Source organism: Aeromonas tecta, from assembly GCF_000820185.1.
In the GTDB taxonomy this organism is placed as follows: Bacteria; Pseudomonadota; Gammaproteobacteria; order Enterobacterales; family Aeromonadaceae; genus Aeromonas; species Aeromonas tecta.
Genome location: NZ_CDCA01000034.1, coordinates 81,330 through 95,665 on the forward strand (window position 1 = coordinate 81,330; position 14,336 = coordinate 95,665).

The following is a 14,336-nucleotide window of genomic DNA, read 5'->3' on the forward strand; positions in this document are numbered from 1 at the left end:
TGTTCAACCGTAATCAGGCCAAAGAGCCGGAGGGTAAAGTATGAAGCGCTTCGGTTTTGCCAAGCTGATGCTGTGGCTGGGGCTGCTGTTTATCTACCTGCCCATGCTGATCATGGTGATCTACTCCTTCAACGCCTCCAAGCTGGTGACGGTGTGGGGAGGCTGGTCGCTGAAGTGGTACTTCGGCCTGCTCGAGAACAAGCAGCTGATAGGCTCTGTGCTGCGATCCCTGGAGATCGCCTTCTACACCGCCATTGCGGCGGTGGCGTTGGGGACCATGGCCGCCTTCGTGCTGACCCGGATCCCGCACTTCCGCGGCCGTACCCTGTTCGGTGGCCTGGTGACGGCGCCACTGGTCATGCCGGAGGTGATCACCGGTCTCTCCTTACTGCTGCTGTTTGTGGCCATGGCCCAGCTGATTGGCTGGCCGGCCGAGCGGGGCATGCTGACCATCTGGATCGCCCACACCACCTTCTGTACCGCCTATGTGGCGATCGTGGTGTCGGCGCGTCTGCGGGAGCTGGATCTCTCCATCGAGGAGGCGGCCATGGATCTGGGGGCCAAACCCTGGAAGGTGTTCTTCCTGATCACCATCCCGATGATCGCCCCCTCGCTGGCGGCGGGCGGCATGATGTCGTTCGCCCTGTCGCTGGACGATCTGGTGCTGGCGAGCTTCGTCTCGGGCCCGGGTTCTACCACCTTGCCGATGGAAGTGTTCTCGGCGGTGCGTCTCGGCGTGAAACCCGAGATCAACGCGGTGGCCAGTCTGATCCTGTTGTCGGTGTCGCTGTTCACCTTCAGTAGCTGGTATCTGATGGCCAGGGCGGAGAAACGTCGCCGCGCCGAAATTGCCATGACCACCCAGATGCAGGCAGTCGCCTGACGTCGTGATAAGATCCGCATTCTCTTCATCCGTCAGGAGGATAGAATGCGGATCACCCTCTTTATCGGCCAGGGCGCCGAATTGAATCCTGAGCAGGCTCCCGGTCTGGTCAGTGCCATCCACAAGCGCATCGTAGAGCGACCCCTATGGTGCAGCTTCGCGGGTCTGGCTGGCGATGAGCAGAGCGATCAGCGTCATCACGGTGGCCCGGACAGGGCACTGCATTACTACCCCGCCGATCACTATCCCTGGTGGCAGACCTGGCAAAGTGCACTGGGCTTGCCCACTCCCCGCACTTCCTGGCAGCCCGCTGCCTTTGGCGAGAATCTCTCCGGCCTCGGACTGACCGAAGCACAAGCCTGCATCGGCGATGTCTATCGATTGGGTGGCGCCCTGGTGCAGATTAGTCAGCCCAGATCCCCCTGTTTCAAGCTGAATCAGCGTTTTGGCTATGCGCACTTCTCCCAGGTGATGCAACTCAATGGTCGCTGTGGCTGGCTGCTGCGGGTGCTGGAGGAGGGCGAGGTGGCGCCGGATGCCGAGTTGCAACTGGTCGACCGACCCTACCCCGAGCTGACGGTGAAACGCACCGCGGATATTTTATTCAATCAGACCCGTAACGAGGCGGAGCTGCAGCTGTTGCTGGGCAACCCGGCCCTCTCGCCGAACTGGCGCCAGCATGCCGCTGATTGGCTGGAGCATGGGGTGGTGGCCGATTGGCGACGTCGTCTGCTGGGGCCGGTCGAATTCCAGCTGCCAGCGTAGGCAGATAACCCCCAGCGCTAGTGGCACCGCATGCTAACGGTGTGAAAGGTGCTGGATTGTTGAGCGATAAGTGTTTTTTTCCCGCCTGAGACAAAAAAGGCTTGTGTATGGTCGGGGCTTTCGGTAAATTCTCGCCCCGCAGACATCGGTGTGTAGCGCAGCTTGGTAGCGCACTTCGTTCGGGACGAAGGGGTCGGAGGTTCGAATCCTCTCACACCGACCACATTAGAAAAGGCCGCTCCATGAGCGGCCTTTTCGCATTTAAAAATTGCCAAATATCGTCGATAAAACGAGATCGCTGGGTGCAAAACCTCGGGCATTAAAAGGGCCACCGCTCGGTGGCCCAGGGGTGGAGTCTGATCCTGACTCCGGCACTCTAAATTGTGGCAATCTCGTTGTGGGTCTTGTCTATGGTGCCCTCCTTGCGCCCGGGGCGCTTACTCAGATGTGCCAGTGTTGATGGCGCAATGCCTTGAAGCCGTGTTGTGTTTGCAGAGCCGCATGCTTGGGGTACTCGCTGATGAAATGTTCGATTCCCTCCATCAGTTGTGCACGCAACGAAGATACGGGCTCATGCCAGGCTTGCAGGCAGAGATGGCCGGGGATCAACTGCTCTTGATACGCTTCCAGCAGTTGTTCTGGCCAGGGTTCAATACCGGAATCATGACGCAGTAGATAATGGGTGGCGGGTTCACGGGCATAGATGAACTGAACTTGGGCCAAGTCGCGTTGGCTTAGCGTTTGACTGCCGATATGACAAGTCAGATATTTTCCCGTCTTCAAGTCCAAGAAGTGACCGCGTTGCCGACAGGCGATGATGCGATACCAAGGCAGGGGCGAACAGAGAGAATACCCCTCCAGCTCCTGTTCCAACCAGTGACGACACTCGGGAGTATGCACCTCGTCGAGCAAGAGCTCGAGCTGTGTCAACAAGGCTCTGGATGGTTTGGTAGCCAGTGTCGCGCTCATCGTCTGCAATCCTCCCTCTGCACACAATTCCGGCTTTCAGTATGGACCCCTGAGGGCGGAGGGGGTAACAATTCTAATGATTAAAATCAGCTTAGAAGTGCAGTTTTTATGCAATAAAGCCCTTAGCCAACGAGATAAGTACCAGTTCCGAAGGCGATGTGAGTCCCTTCCTCGTTGTGCAGTTCCATGCGGGCGACGGCCACCTTGCTGCCGGCGCGAATGATGTGGGCGGTGGCGATGAACTCGTTGCCGCGACCGGGCCGCAGGTAGTCGACCCGTAGGTCGATGGTGCCGAGTCGGGAGAAGCGCTCCTTGAGGTAGCTGGGGGAGAAATCCTCCAGCTCGTCGATGCAGGAGGCGGCGACTATCATGCCCCCCGCCACGTCCAGCAGGCTGGCGGTGACGCCGCCGTGCAAGATGTTGTGGAAGGGATTGCCGATGAGCTTGTCTTCCATCTTGATGCGCAGTTCCACCTTCTCGAAGTCGTAGTGGGTCACCTGCATGCCGATCAGCTTATTGAACGGCATCCTTTCGGCAAACAGATTGGCGATGCCACTGAGCGCCATCTTCTTCAACATGTGTTTCATTCCCTGATCCCAATCCCTGGCGGCAAAGCCGAGTAAAAACTCCAGCCAGTCTGCAACAGTTCTGTAACAGTCGCAATGGCAGGTTTATTGTGAGCGGCGGCTGCTTTAGAATGGCGACCCCAAAGGAGAGCCCATGACCGCCATTGCCGACATTCAGCCAGACTCTCAGCCCGATGCTGTGCCAGAGACGCCACTTGCCCTGCTGCAGGCGGTGTTCGGCTACCAGCAGTTCCGGCCGGGTCAGCTGGAGATCATCGAGCAGATAGTGGCGGGGCGCGATGCCCTGGTGCTCAAGCCCACCGGCGGCGGCAAGTCGCTCTGTTTCCAGATCCCGGCCCTGCTGCGGCCCGGTCTGGGCGTCGTCGTATCTCCCCTTATCTCGTTGATGAAGGATCAGGTCGACAGCCTGCGCGCCAACGGCGTGGCGGCGGCCTACATCAACTCGGCCCTGAGCCGGGAGGAGATGATCCAGAACTTCGCCGCCATGCGTCGTGGCGAGATCAAGCTGGTGTACGTCTCGCCGGAGCGGTTGCTGCAGCACGACTTCATGGATCGGTTGGCGGAGCTGCCGCTCGGCCTGTTCGCCATCGACGAGGCGCACTGCGTCTCCCAGTGGGGCCATGATTTTCGGCCGGAATACGCGGCGCTGGGGCGGCTCAAGCAGTGGTTCCCCCAGGTGCCGGTGGTGGCGCTCACTGCCACCGCCGACGAGGCGACCCGCAGCGACATGCTGCACCGGCTGGAACTCAACGATCCCTTTATCCACACCGCCAGCTTCGACAGGCCGAACATTCGCTACAGCCTGGTGGAGAAGTTCAAGGCGGCGGAGCAGCTGCTGCGCTACGTGCAGAGCCAGAAGGGCAATTGCGGCATCGTCTACTGCTCCAGCCGCAACCGGGTGGAAGAAGTGGCGGAGCGGCTATCCCGCCACGGCTGCAAGGCGGCGCCCTACCATGCGGGACTGCCGCTGGAGCAACGCCTGCGCACCCAGGATGCCTTCCTCAAGGACGACGTCGAAATAGTGGTGGCGACGGTGGCGTTCGGCATGGGCATCGACAAGCCGAACGTGCGCTTCGTGGTGCACTACGACATCCCCAAGAACATCGAATCCTACTATCAGGAGACCGGCCGCGCGGGCCGTGACGGTACCCCGGCCGAGGCGCTGCTGCTGTACGATCCCGCCGACATCGGCCGGGTGCGCCGGCTGCTCGACAACATCGAGAACCCGCAGCAGCTGCAGGTCGAGCAGTACAAGCTGAACGTGATGGCGGCCTTCGCCGAGGCGCAGACCTGCCGCCGCCAGGTGCTGCTGAACTACTTTGGTGAGTACAACGACAAGCCGTGCGGCAACTGCGACATCTGCCTGGATCCCCCCAAGAGCTACGATGGCACCGAAGACGCCCAGAAGGCGCTCTCCTGCGTCTGGCGGGTGGGGCAGAACTTCGGGGTGGGTTACGTGGTGGAGGTGCTGCGCGGCTCTCTCAACCAGCGCATCAAGGATCATGGCCACGACAAGCTGTCGACCTACGGCATCGGCAAGGATCAGAGCCACGAATACTGGATGAGCGTCATCCGCCAGCTGATCCACAAGGGACTGCTGACCCAGAACATCACCCGCAACCTGGTGTTGCAGCTGACCGAGGCGGCCCGTCCGGTGCTGCGCGGCGAGCTGGCGCTGACCCTGGCGGTGCCGCGGCTGCAACCCATCTCCAGTCGCAAGGAGAAGCGCAGCAGCCTGCTCGACAGTACCAACTACGACAAGCGGCTGTTCAAGGAGCTGCGCAACCTGCGCAAGCAGATCGCCGAGGAAGAAGAAGTGCCGCCCTACGTGGTGTTCAACGACGCCACCCTGGTGGAGATGGCGCAGCTGATGCCGATGACGGAGGACGAGATGCTGGCGGTCAACGGCGTCGGCCACCGCAAGCTGGAGCGTTTCGGTGAGGCCTTTATGGACCTGATCATCGAGTACTGCCGGCGGTAGCAGTGCCTTTCAGGAAGACGATCAGCTGCCGGTAGAAGAGCCACAGAGGTGGAGATGGGGTCAGCGGCGATGCCGATGATCGAAGGTAAGCAACAGATACCACAATCGCTTGGGCGACCACCTCATTGAAGGCAGTTCAACGAACTGCCTTGTTGATATCTGGTGAACTAAATCACTACTTAAACGATATTTTTCACTGCTTCAAGCCGGCGTAGTAAGCGGCCAGGTTCTCCATATCCGCCTCGGTCAGCGCCGCCATAAAGGGGGCCATCATGGGATCCCGGCGTTGACCGCTCTTGAACGCCTTCAGCTGCTTGACCAGGTAGGGGGCGTTCTGGCCCGCCAGGTTGGGATAGACAGGCACGCTGGCCTTGCCCTCGGGCCCATGACAGGCGGCGCACAGCACGGCCTTCGCCTCGCCTGCCACCACATCGGCCGCACTGGCGGAGTGGCTGGACATCAGTGCCAGCAGGGGCAGGGCATAGACCCATTTTTGCATCTTCTTTCCCTCGATTTGAAATAGCGGTATCGGCTGTTGGCCCAAGAGGGGCCGGGGGCGGTATAAAGAGAGACACGAGCATACGCAGGGACGACCCTCATCACCATGAAGCTGATCAATACTTTCGCCACCGAACTGCCCTGGGCCTGCGAGCCCGTGGCGCCCCAGTCGCTGCACCAGGCCAGGCTCTTGCACCTCAACCACGATTTGCTGCGCGAGCTGGGGCTGGAGGGGGTGAGCGAGGCAGACTGGCTCGCCTGCAGTGGTCAGGGCCAACCGCTGGCGGGCATGCAGCCGGTGGCCCAGGTCTATGCAGGTCACCAGTTCGGCGGCTACAGCCCGCGTCTGGGGGATGGTCGCGCCATGTTGCTCGGGGAGCAGCTTGCCCCCGATGGCAGCCGCTGGGATCTGCACTTGAAAGGAGCGGGCAAGACCCCCTTCTCCCGTTTCGGCGACGGCCGCGCCGTGCTGCGCTCCAGCATCCGCGAGTATCTGGCCTCCGAGGCACTGCACGCCCTCGGCATCCCCAGCACCCGCGCCCTGGCGCTGGTCGGCAGCGATGAGCCCATCTATCGGGAGCAGACCGAGAGCGGGGCGACCGTGCTGCGCACCGCGCCGAGTCACCTGCGCTTCGGCCACTTCGAGTATTTCGCCTGGAGCGGGCAGGGGGAGAAGATCCCCGCCCTCATCGACTATGCGTTGCGCCACCACTTCCCCGACTTGGCAAACGGCGCCGAGCTGTTTAGCGAGGTGGTGCGCCGCACCGCGCGGCTCATCGCCAAGTGGCAGGCCGCTGGTTTCTGCCACGGGGTGATGAACACCGACAACATGTCCCTGCTCGGGCTGACCCTGGATTACGGCCCCTACGGCTTTATCGACGCCTATGTGCCGGACTTTGTCTGCAATCACTCGGATCCGGGCGGTCGCTATGCGCTGGATCAGCAGCCAGCGGTCGGTTACTGGAACCTGCAAAAACTCGCCCAGGCGCTGGCGGATCAGGTGGATGGCGAGGCGTTGGCAGGGGCGCTGGCCCAGTACGAACACCAGCTGATGCTGCACTACTCGGAGCTGATGCGGGAAAAACTCGGCCTGGGCACCTGGGAGGATCAGGATCCGGCCCTGTTCCGTGTGCTGTTCCAGCTGCTGGCAAGCCAACGAGTGGACTATCACCTCTTCCTGCGCCGGCTCGGTGAGCTGACCCACGAGGGAGACTGGCCTGTGTCCTTGCTGGCGCTGCTGCCGGATCCCGCGCTCTGGCAAGAGTGGCTCGAGCAGTATCGGGCGCGCCTCAGCCGGGAAGGGAGCGACGACAGCACCCGCAAGGTGCGGATGGACGCGGTCAATCCCAAGTATGTGCTGCGCAACGCTCTGGCCCAGCAGGTGATAGATGCCGCCGAAGCGGGCGACATGGCGCCATTCGAGCGGTTGTTTGAGGCTCTGCGGCGCCCCTACGATGAGCAGCCGGAATACGAGGATCTCGCCACCCCGGCGCCCGCCTGGTATTGCGGCGGCGAGCTTTCTTGCAGTAGTTGAGGAGTGAAGATGAATTGGCGTATCACGCAGATAAACACTGAGTCAGCGGTGCTGATGCTGGATTGCCCAGGGCTCTGCTGGGACAACTTCCCCACCCTGGCCGAGACCCTGTTGCAGGAGTGGGAACTCAGACCCCTCGAACGGGACTGGGGAGCGGATCGCCATAGCTGGTTACTGGAATTTGAGGGCAACCAGCTTAGGCTGGAGTATGAGCACCACAGCGGTTGCTGGCTGGAGGCGGTACGCCCGGCCGATCGCGAGGTGCTGCTCTGGCTCGGTCGTCAGCACAAGGCATAGTCTGAGGCTTGGCCGAGTCGGTTGCATCAAGGCGGAGTGGTTGGAGTGGCGGTGTATGACGTTGTGTCATGGCTGCAGGCTGGATCAATCGCATAAGGATTGAACTATCGGTGTTGGGGCGTATAATCTCGCCCCTCAATTATCGCCATGGTGGCGGTATGGGTTCCCTAACCCCATTAACCAAAAAGGTCACAATATGAATCTGACCCCTGCTCAGCACCAGACGGCGCTGGTGCGTCTCTCGTTGTTCCACATCCTGATCATTGCCAGCAGCAACTACCTGGTGCAGCTGCCGATCACCATCTTTGGCTTCCACACCACCTGGGGCGCCTTCAGCTTCCCGTTTATCTTCCTGGCCACCGACTTGACGGTCCGCGTCTTCGGCGCAGGGCTGGCCCGCAAGATCATCCAGACGGTGATGCTGCCGGCGCTGGCGGTCTCCTATGTGCTCTCGGTGCTGTTCTTCGAAGGCAGCTATCAGGGGGTCGGCAACCTGGCGGAGTTCAACCTGTTCGTGGCGCGCATCGCCCTGGCCAGCTTTATGGCCTATCTGGTGGGCCAGTTCATGGACGTGGTGGTGTTCAACCGCCTGCGGCTGCTCAAGGCCTGGTGGGTGGCACCGGCGGCCTCGACCCTGTTCGGCAACCTGGTGGATACCATCGCCTTCTTCAGCATCGCCTTCTGGCGCAGCACGGATCCCTTCATGGCCGAGCACTGGGTCGAGATAGCGACCGTCGACTACTTCTTCAAGCTACTGATAAGCCTTGGGTTGTTCGTGCCGCTCTACGGCGTCTTGCTGCGCTACCTCAGCCGCAAGCTGGTGGGCGAGGCCGGCATTGCCGGTTTGCAGACCGCGAGCCGTCAGGCCTGATGAGAATGACCACCCGAGGGTGGTCATTTTTTTTGCATTTTTGATAAATAGTACTTGCACAGTTAAATGAGAATGATTATTGTTAACTTGTTTTCCGGGAAAGACTTCATTCGTTCCAACGTGATGGACTTCTTGTGAAGGCACGACATTGCTCACATTGCTTCCAGTTAAGGGGCCAGTTTTTACTGGCCCTCTTTTTTTGTCTTTTTTCAGCCACTTGGCGCCGAATGACGGTCATAAAAAATGGGAGCCAAGGCTCCCATCTTCAGTCTGTGTCGGCTTACTCGATGTCGAGGGCATCGGGGGAGAGGATCACCCCTGTGGTGTCGGCATAGAGGTGATCATCCGGCAGGAAGGTGACACCGCCGAAGTTGACCGGCAGGTCGGTTTCACCCACGTCCTTGCTGTCGGCGCCGACCGGGATGGCCGCCAGGGCCTGGATGCCGATGTCGAGATCCTCCAGGATGTCGACCTCGCGCACGCAGCCGTAGCAGACGATGCCTTCCCAGCCATTCTCTGCCGCCGTGGTGGCGATCTCGCTGTCGATCAGGGCCCGGCGCATGGAGCCGCCGCCATCGATCAGCAAGACGCGACCGACGCCGTTCTCCTTGACCAGTTCACGGACAAGACCGTTCGATTCGAAGCATTTGACCGTGGTGATGACGCCGCCGAAAGAGGCACGGCCGCCGAAGGAGCAGAGCATGGGTTCGAGTACATCCACCATGTCCTGATAGATGTCGCACAGTTCTGAAGTGTTGTATTCCATTGTGTCAGATCCACCGCTGGAAACAGGTGGGATCCAGTATAAGGAGTGGGGTTGGCATTTCAATGAATATTCCTTGAACAGACATATGGATAACGTATTCTGCACGCGCTCCACGCCGCCCATTCAGCGCAAGCCAGAGGTTTATCATGCTGATCCGCCACAAGTTGATATTGAATACCGTTCTGGTCGCCGCCGCCATGCTGACGCTGAGCGGCCTGTTCCTCTACGCCAGCCAGGAGAGTCGCCACATGATGGCGGCGCAGCGGCAGCTGGATGGACTCGAGTTGGCCATGTTGAACCTGAGGCGGGCCGAGCAGGATTTCCTGCTGCACAAGGATCCGGCCGTCATCGACCATTTCAACGCCGTGCTGGCCGACACCCATACCCTGACTCAGACCCTCGGCATGGATGAGAGCATAGGTGCAGGCCAGAGTGGGCTGGTCGAACTGGATCGTCAGGTCAGTGCCTATGGCAAGGCCTTCACTGAGCTGGTTGCGCAGCAGCAGAAGATAGGGCTGGGGCCGGAGGATGGCCTCTACGGTCAGCTGAGGGCGGCGGTACACGAGGTGGAAGAGGCGCTCAAGGCGCAGGATCAGCAGGCGCTGCTCATCACCATGCTGCAGCTGAGGCGGGCGGAGAAGGACTTCATGCTGCGATCCGATATCCAGTATCTGACCCGCTTCCAGACCCTGCATGACGCCTTCCAGCAAGGCCTCGGCGCCTTGCCCGTAGAGCAACGTACCAGCCTGGAACAGGCCAGCGAGCAGTACCGACGAGATTTCGTCGCCCTGGTACAGGGCATGCAAGTGCTGGGGCTGGATGAAACATCCGGGCTGCGCGGCCAGATGCGAAGCCAGGTGCAGCAAGCCGAGTCGGGCCTCAATGGCGTCGCTCGCCAGGTTGCCGATGAACTGACCCGCCAGAGCGCCAGCTTCAACCGCCTGATGCTGGCATGCGGGGCCCTGATCATCCTGCTCATCGGCGCCATGAGCGTGCTGCTTGGGCGCAGCATCGACAGGCCCATCACACGGGTCAATGATACGGTTAACCGCATCCGCCAGGACAACGACCTGCGCCTGCGGATCGACCTGAAAGGTGACGATGAGATGGCGCAGTTGGCGGGCAATCTGGACGTGATGCTGGATGGTTTTCGTCACCTCATCGGGGATGTGAAGCAGAGCGTAAATACCCTGACTGGGGCGGCGGATCACCTCTCCGACAACGTGCGCCGCACCAGCGAGGGCGCCCAGCGCCAGTTGCAGGAGACGGATCTGGTGGCGACGGCCTCCACTGAGATGGGTTCCACCATAGAGGAGATAGCCCGTAGCACCGAGCAGGCCGCCAGCGATGCCGGGGCCACCAATCACAAGGCGAGCGAAGGGCGAAGTGCGGTAGAGCAGACCGTCAGCCAGATCCATGCCCTCGCCACCAATCTGGAGCAGGCCTCCGGCGAGGTCGCCCAGTTGCAGAAAGAGAGCGAGACCATAGGCTCGGTGCTGGGGGTGATCCGGGGCATCGCGGATCAGACCAATCTGCTGGCCCTCAATGCGGCCATCGAAGCGGCGCGAGCGGGGGAGCAGGGCCGCGGCTTTGCCGTGGTGGCGGACGAGGTACGCAGCCTCGCCATCCGTACCCAGCAATCGACCCAGGAGATCGCCGTCATCATTAACTCCCTGCAGCAGCAGACCGACAACATCGTAGAGCGGATGGCAACCTGCCGGGAGCAGGGTAGCGGCAGCTCCCAACAGGCGGCAGCAGCAGGCGAACTGCTCGGCCAGATCACCCAGGATGTCACCCGCATCATGGACATGAGCACCCAGATCGCCGCCGCCATCGAGCAGCAGAGCCTGGTGGCCAACGAGGTGAATCGCAACGTCAGTAACATCCGTGACATCGCCCAGGAGTCGAGCCTGATGGCACAGGACAATGCCAGCTCGAGCCAGGGGCTGAGCGAGCAGGCCCGGTTGTTGACGCTGGCGGTGGAACAATATCGGGTCTGAGGCGCCGAGCCGCCTGGAATGAAAAGGGAGCCATAATGACTCCCTTTTTAATGGGCGAGGAGGAGGGCTAGAGCAGGAACAGAGTCGCCAGACCGAGAAAGATGAAGAAGCCGCCGGTGTCGGTGATGGCGGTGATCATCACGCTGGCCCCCACCGCCGGATCCCGGCCGAGTCGGGTCATGGTCATGGGGATGATGACCCCCATCAGGGCCGCGACCAGCAGGTTCAGCATCATGGCCAGCGTCATCACGGCGCCGAGCTCTGCATCCTGATAGAGGAGGTAGGTGGCGACCCCCATGGTGCCACCCCACACCAGACCGTTGACCAGCGCCACCCCGAGCTCGCGCCACAGCAGGAAGGAGACGTTGCCCGGCTGGATGTGCTGCAGCGCCAGCGCCCGCACTATCATGGTGATGGTCTGGTTGCCGGTGTTACCGCCAATACCCGCGACGATTGGCATCAGCGCCGCCAGTGCCACCAGTTGCGAGATGCTGTGCTCGAACAGGCCTATGACCCGGGAGGCCATGAAGGCGGTGCAGAGGTTGAGGGCGAGCCAGGCCCAGCGCGTCTTGACCGCCTTGCTGACCGGGGCAAAGATGTCCTCATCTTCGCTGATCCCCCCCATGCGGCGCAGATCGGTGTCGCTCTCCTCATAGACCAGATCCACCACCTCGGCGACGGTGAGCCGGCCCATCAGCTTGCCCTTGGCATCCACCACGGCGGCGGAGACGAGATCGTCCCGCTCGAAGGTTCGGGCCGCCGCCTCGTCGTTGTCTTCCGGATCGAAGGTGACGGGATCCTTCTCCATCACGTCTTTGACCAGGGTATCCGGCTTGTGCAGCAGCACTGTGGTGAGCGGCAGCTCCCCCTGCAGCCGGTTGCGGCGGTCGGTGACGAACAGCTTGTCGGTGTTGGCGGGGATCTTGCCGAGCAGGCGCAGGTAGCGCTGCACGGTCGCCAGGCTTATCTCGGCCCGTACCGTGATGAGCTCGAAGTCCATCATGGCGCCGACCGTGTGCTTGCCGTAGCGGATCACCTCCCGCACCCGGTCGCGCTGCTCGGGGGCCATGGAGGTGAGCAGCCGTCCCATCAGGTTGCGGGGCAGGTATTGGCCAAGGTAAATCTGATCGTCGATGTCGAGGCTGCGCAGGGCGTGCAGCAGCTCCTTGTCGCTCATGCCGCTGATGAGACTGTCCCACACCGTCTCCGACGCCTCCACCAGGATCTGGCCGTGGCGCTCAGGATCCACCTGTTGCCAGAGCACGTGGCGTTCGTCCGGGGGTAAGGATTCCAGCGCATCGGCGACGTCGGCGGCCGGCAGGCTGTTGACTAGCCGCGTCAGCTCGCGGGTCTGATCCCGCAGTTTGGCATCCTGCCCCCCTTGCGGGTCGAGCAGACTGTCGGTGAGGGCATCGTCGGCCAGCAGCAAGGTGAGGATGCGGGATCTGTCGTGTTCACGCTGTTTGGCGCTGTTCTTGACGGGGAGAGACATGCAACAGGATTCCTGAATTCGAATACGATGGGCCCTATGGCCATGTCCCATAGGATACCAGACTCAAAACAAGAGGTTATGACGGTAAGGCAAGGAAAGTGAGGTATTTAGAAAATGGGATCTATGGGTACCATCGCATGAACAGAAAGGCCTGCTTGAGCAGGCCTTTCTGGCTCGAGATAAAAACCGCAGGATGGATCGTCGGCGAGCGTCTCCTGTGGCGACTGTTTTATCTAGATCCTCAGCAAGTTAGGAGCAGGGTTGAATGAGATGCTCTTGGTTGTTGGTTTAAGTCTCTGTTCCACATCATCAATGAAACGCTCAAGCCAGGCCTCCAATGAATTTCTATCTATTCCTTGCAAAGGCTGCTGAGACCAGAGGATGGATTGTCCGTCCAGGTTCCCTTGGATATGGGCCGGCCATTGAGCTCCGAAAAGGTTATCGCTCTGGGGAGCATGCGGCCCCAGCTCACAGTAGAGCTGCAACCACTCTTCCTGATGGCAGCCTATCAGCACTTGAAACTGGCCATTGACCTCCAGTGTATACACACCTTCTTCGCTGCTGATGGCGGCTAATCCCAAGCGCTCGAAAAGTCCTGAGAGCAGCTCATGGTAGGCTTGTTCGTTCATGCTGAACCGCCTTTAAAGCTGTAAACTTCATACTCCTGGCCCAATCCGATTTCCATGTTGTACTTGGATCCCGGCCAGAATGCATCGGAGAACCAGGTTCCGAAACTCTGCTTGTCGGGGAAATGGAACTCGCCGAAATTAGGGTCAAAGAAGGTGACGCCCTGATGTTCATCCACATGGGCGGCTACTGTGTGTCCAGCCATCTTGCCCATAAAGCTGATTTTCTTGTACTCGGAGGTTTCGCCATTGGTATCCAGAATGGATGCTATCAACTTGGCTGGGCCCTGTGAGCCCGTGTCACCAGATGCCCTCATCGCCGGGTATCCATTCATCGTCATCCGTGGTTCAACACTGTTCTGTTGGAGCCAGTTGCTGGTCACCCTGGCTTGATCGGCACCCTGGATACCGTCCATCTGCAGTTGCTTGATGGAGACCAGGGTGTCGATTTGGAACTGCCCTTTTTGTCCCCCGGTATAGAGTTTGTCAAAGATACTCACTCCCTTGGCGTGGGCGCTGATCCAATGGGCCGAGATGGATTCGCAGACACCACCTGAGGTCTCGCTGTGTTTCATTATCTCCCCAAGGAAGGCCCCCTTGGTCTGGGCAAACTTGAAGGTGACTGAGCCACCATGTTGAGGCACGGAGTCACGCACAGTGCCCAAAAACATACGCACTCCCAGGTGGATCAATCGATCCTTGATCATGCTGAAACTGAAACGGCTGGTCTGATTCGGCTTACCATCGCTGGTCAGTTGGCGATCAAGTAAGGATTGGCCTGGCATGTTGCGTTGTACTGCCGCAGAGAGTCGCTGTAGCAGGCCCGGACGTGGACTGGCATTTTGCAATGTATGTTTTGCCAATGGGCCTTCACTGGTAGCGGTCTCCAGTTGCTTAGCCGGGGTCTGGGGGGAGGGGGCTGCAGCCGGAATGTGTTGGCTGGCTTGTGTAATATTCATCATTTCTACCCATCTAGGAGTGGATGCTTGTCGCATCAATGATGAGGATGATATCGGCTAGCAAACCAAAGGGCTGTCACAGTCAATCTCGGTTTTTAACACTATTGG

At 60.3% G+C, this 14,336-nt stretch carries 14 protein-coding genes and 1 tRNA gene; 8 read left to right on the forward strand and 7 right to left on the reverse strand.

Annotated elements, in window-relative coordinates; genetic code table 11:
* The first annotated feature begins 40 nt into the window (after positions 1 to 40).
* The 3 genes from BN1137_RS14345 (at position 41) to BN1137_RS14355 (ending at position 1,871) form a co-directional block, all read left to right on the forward strand.
* Positions 41 to 883 carry an ABC transporter permease subunit gene (locus tag BN1137_RS14345; RefSeq protein WP_050719266.1) on the forward strand — a complete coding sequence of 281 codons (843 nt, stop codon included), beginning with the start codon at positions 41 to 43 and terminating at the stop codon, positions 881 to 883.
* Positions 884 to 928: 45 nt separating this feature from the next.
* The gene (locus BN1137_RS14350; protein WP_050719267.1) at positions 929 to 1,648 is read left to right on the forward strand and encodes an MOSC domain-containing protein; all 720 of its coding nucleotides are present in this window, start codon (positions 929 to 931) and stop codon (positions 1,646 to 1,648) included.
* Positions 1,649 to 1,794: 146 nt separating this feature from the next.
* Positions 1,795 to 1,871 (forward strand) — tRNA-Pro (locus BN1137_RS14355).
* A 218-nt stretch (positions 1,872 to 2,089) separates the two neighbouring features.
* On the opposite strand, the gene BN1137_RS14360 is transcribed toward BN1137_RS14355, so the two are convergent.
* Together BN1137_RS14360 and BN1137_RS14365 are read right to left on the reverse strand one after the other, a co-directional pair.
* Positions 2,090 to 2,617, reverse strand: coding sequence for an AbiTii domain-containing protein (locus tag BN1137_RS14360; protein ID WP_050719268.1), 528 nt, complete (start codon positions 2,615 to 2,617; stop codon positions 2,090 to 2,092).
* Between the two features lie 122 nt (positions 2,618 to 2,739).
* Complete coding sequence (locus BN1137_RS14365; RefSeq protein WP_033129000.1) at positions 2,740 to 3,204, reverse strand: thioesterase family protein; 465 nt, start codon at positions 3,202 to 3,204, stop codon at positions 2,740 to 2,742.
* 133 nt (positions 3,205 to 3,337) lie between these two features.
* Here BN1137_RS14365 and recQ point away from each other — a divergent pair, with 133 nt between their 5' ends.
* Positions 3,338 to 5,185, forward strand: coding sequence for an ATP-dependent DNA helicase RecQ (recQ, locus tag BN1137_RS14370; protein ID WP_050719269.1), 1,848 nt, complete (start codon positions 3,338 to 3,340; stop codon positions 5,183 to 5,185).
* 193 nt (positions 5,186 to 5,378) lie between these two features.
* Here recQ and BN1137_RS14375 read toward each other — a convergent pair whose 3' ends face one another.
* Positions 5,379 to 5,684: a c-type cytochrome gene (locus tag BN1137_RS14375; protein ID WP_050719270.1), complete on the reverse strand. Its 306-nt coding sequence runs from the start codon at positions 5,682 to 5,684 to the stop codon at positions 5,379 to 5,381.
* Positions 5,685 to 5,789: 105 nt separating this feature from the next.
* Between BN1137_RS14375 and BN1137_RS14380 the strand changes: the two genes are divergently transcribed.
* From BN1137_RS14380 to BN1137_RS14390, 3 genes are all read left to right on the forward strand, one after another.
* Positions 5,790 to 7,217, forward strand: coding sequence for a protein adenylyltransferase SelO (locus tag BN1137_RS14380; RefSeq protein ID WP_050719271.1), 1,428 nt, complete (start codon positions 5,790 to 5,792; stop codon positions 7,215 to 7,217).
* Between the two features lie 9 nt (positions 7,218 to 7,226).
* On the forward strand, positions 7,227 to 7,514 hold the full coding sequence (locus tag BN1137_RS14385; protein ID WP_050719272.1) for a DUF3630 family protein: 288 nt from the start codon (positions 7,227 to 7,229) through the stop codon (positions 7,512 to 7,514).
* Positions 7,515 to 7,710: 196 nt separating this feature from the next.
* Entirely contained in the window at positions 7,711 to 8,385 is a 675-nt protein-coding gene (locus BN1137_RS14390) for a 7-cyano-7-deazaguanine/7-aminomethyl-7-deazaguanine transporter (RefSeq protein ID WP_050719273.1), read from the forward strand.
* Positions 8,386 to 8,665: 280 nt separating this feature from the next.
* Here BN1137_RS14390 and rraA read toward each other — a convergent pair whose 3' ends face one another.
* A complete protein-coding gene (gene rraA, locus BN1137_RS14395) occupies positions 8,666 to 9,151 on the reverse strand; it encodes a ribonuclease E activity regulator RraA (RefSeq protein WP_050719274.1) in 486 nt (161 codons plus the stop codon).
* A gap of 146 nt (positions 9,152 to 9,297) precedes the next feature.
* Here rraA and BN1137_RS14400 point away from each other — a divergent pair, with 146 nt between their 5' ends.
* Positions 9,298 to 11,151 (forward strand): methyl-accepting chemotaxis protein, encoded by a 1,854-nt coding sequence (locus BN1137_RS14400; protein WP_050719275.1) that lies wholly within the window; start codon positions 9,298 to 9,300, stop codon positions 11,149 to 11,151.
* Positions 11,152 to 11,218: 67 nt separating this feature from the next.
* On the opposite strand, the gene mgtE is transcribed toward BN1137_RS14400, so the two are convergent.
* The 3 genes from mgtE to BN1137_RS14415 all read right to left on the reverse strand — a co-directional run bounded on the left by mgtE (position 11,219) and on the right by BN1137_RS14415 (position 14,228).
* A complete protein-coding gene (mgtE, locus tag BN1137_RS14405; RefSeq protein WP_050719276.1) occupies positions 11,219 to 12,643 on the reverse strand; it encodes a magnesium transporter in 1,425 nt (474 codons plus the stop codon).
* A 233-nt stretch (positions 12,644 to 12,876) separates the two neighbouring features.
* Positions 12,877 to 13,272, reverse strand: a complete 396-nt coding sequence (locus BN1137_RS14410; protein WP_050719277.1) for a CesT family type III secretion system chaperone — start codon at positions 13,270 to 13,272, stop codon at positions 12,877 to 12,879.
* Positions 13,269 to 14,228, reverse strand: coding sequence for a YopT-type cysteine protease domain-containing protein (locus BN1137_RS14415; protein WP_050719334.1), 960 nt, complete (start codon positions 14,226 to 14,228; stop codon positions 13,269 to 13,271). Before BN1137_RS14415 ends, BN1137_RS14410 begins: the two co-directional genes overlap by 4 nt.
* Between the last annotated feature and the right edge of the window lie 108 nt (positions 14,229 to 14,336).

What these genes read in the sequence shown, in the direction of transcription:
- BN1137_RS14415 (WP_050719334.1), bottom strand. Translation starts at nt 14,228, where the DNA reads ATGAATATTACACAAGCCAGCCAACACATTCCGGCTGCAGCCCCCTCC.
- mgtE (WP_050719276.1), bottom strand. Translation starts at nt 12,643, where the DNA reads ATGTCTCTCCCCGTCAAGAACAGCGCCAAACAGCGTGAACACGACAGA.
- BN1137_RS14410 (WP_050719277.1), bottom strand. Translation starts at nt 13,272, where the DNA reads ATGAACGAACAAGCCTACCATGAGCTGCTCTCAGGACTTTTCGAGCGC.
- BN1137_RS14375 (WP_050719270.1), bottom strand. Translation starts at nt 5,684, where the DNA reads ATGCAAAAATGGGTCTATGCCCTGCCCCTGCTGGCACTGATGTCCAGC.
- BN1137_RS14400 (WP_050719275.1), top strand. Translation starts at nt 9,298, where the DNA reads ATGCTGATCCGCCACAAGTTGATATTGAATACCGTTCTGGTCGCCGCC.
- BN1137_RS14345 (WP_050719266.1), top strand. Translation starts at nt 41, where the DNA reads ATGAAGCGCTTCGGTTTTGCCAAGCTGATGCTGTGGCTGGGGCTGCTG.
- BN1137_RS14380 (WP_050719271.1), top strand. Translation starts at nt 5,790, where the DNA reads ATGAAGCTGATCAATACTTTCGCCACCGAACTGCCCTGGGCCTGCGAG.
- BN1137_RS14390 (WP_050719273.1), top strand. Translation starts at nt 7,711, where the DNA reads ATGAATCTGACCCCTGCTCAGCACCAGACGGCGCTGGTGCGTCTCTCG.
- rraA (WP_050719274.1), bottom strand. Translation starts at nt 9,151, where the DNA reads ATGGAATACAACACTTCAGAACTGTGCGACATCTATCAGGACATGGTG.
- BN1137_RS14350 (WP_050719267.1), top strand. Translation starts at nt 929, where the DNA reads ATGCGGATCACCCTCTTTATCGGCCAGGGCGCCGAATTGAATCCTGAG.
- BN1137_RS14365 (WP_033129000.1), bottom strand. Translation starts at nt 3,204, where the DNA reads ATGAAACACATGTTGAAGAAGATGGCGCTCAGTGGCATCGCCAATCTG.
- recQ (WP_050719269.1), top strand. Translation starts at nt 3,338, where the DNA reads ATGACCGCCATTGCCGACATTCAGCCAGACTCTCAGCCCGATGCTGTG.
- BN1137_RS14360 (WP_050719268.1), bottom strand. Translation starts at nt 2,617, where the DNA reads ATGAGCGCGACACTGGCTACCAAACCATCCAGAGCCTTGTTGACACAG.
- BN1137_RS14385 (WP_050719272.1), top strand. Translation starts at nt 7,227, where the DNA reads ATGAATTGGCGTATCACGCAGATAAACACTGAGTCAGCGGTGCTGATG.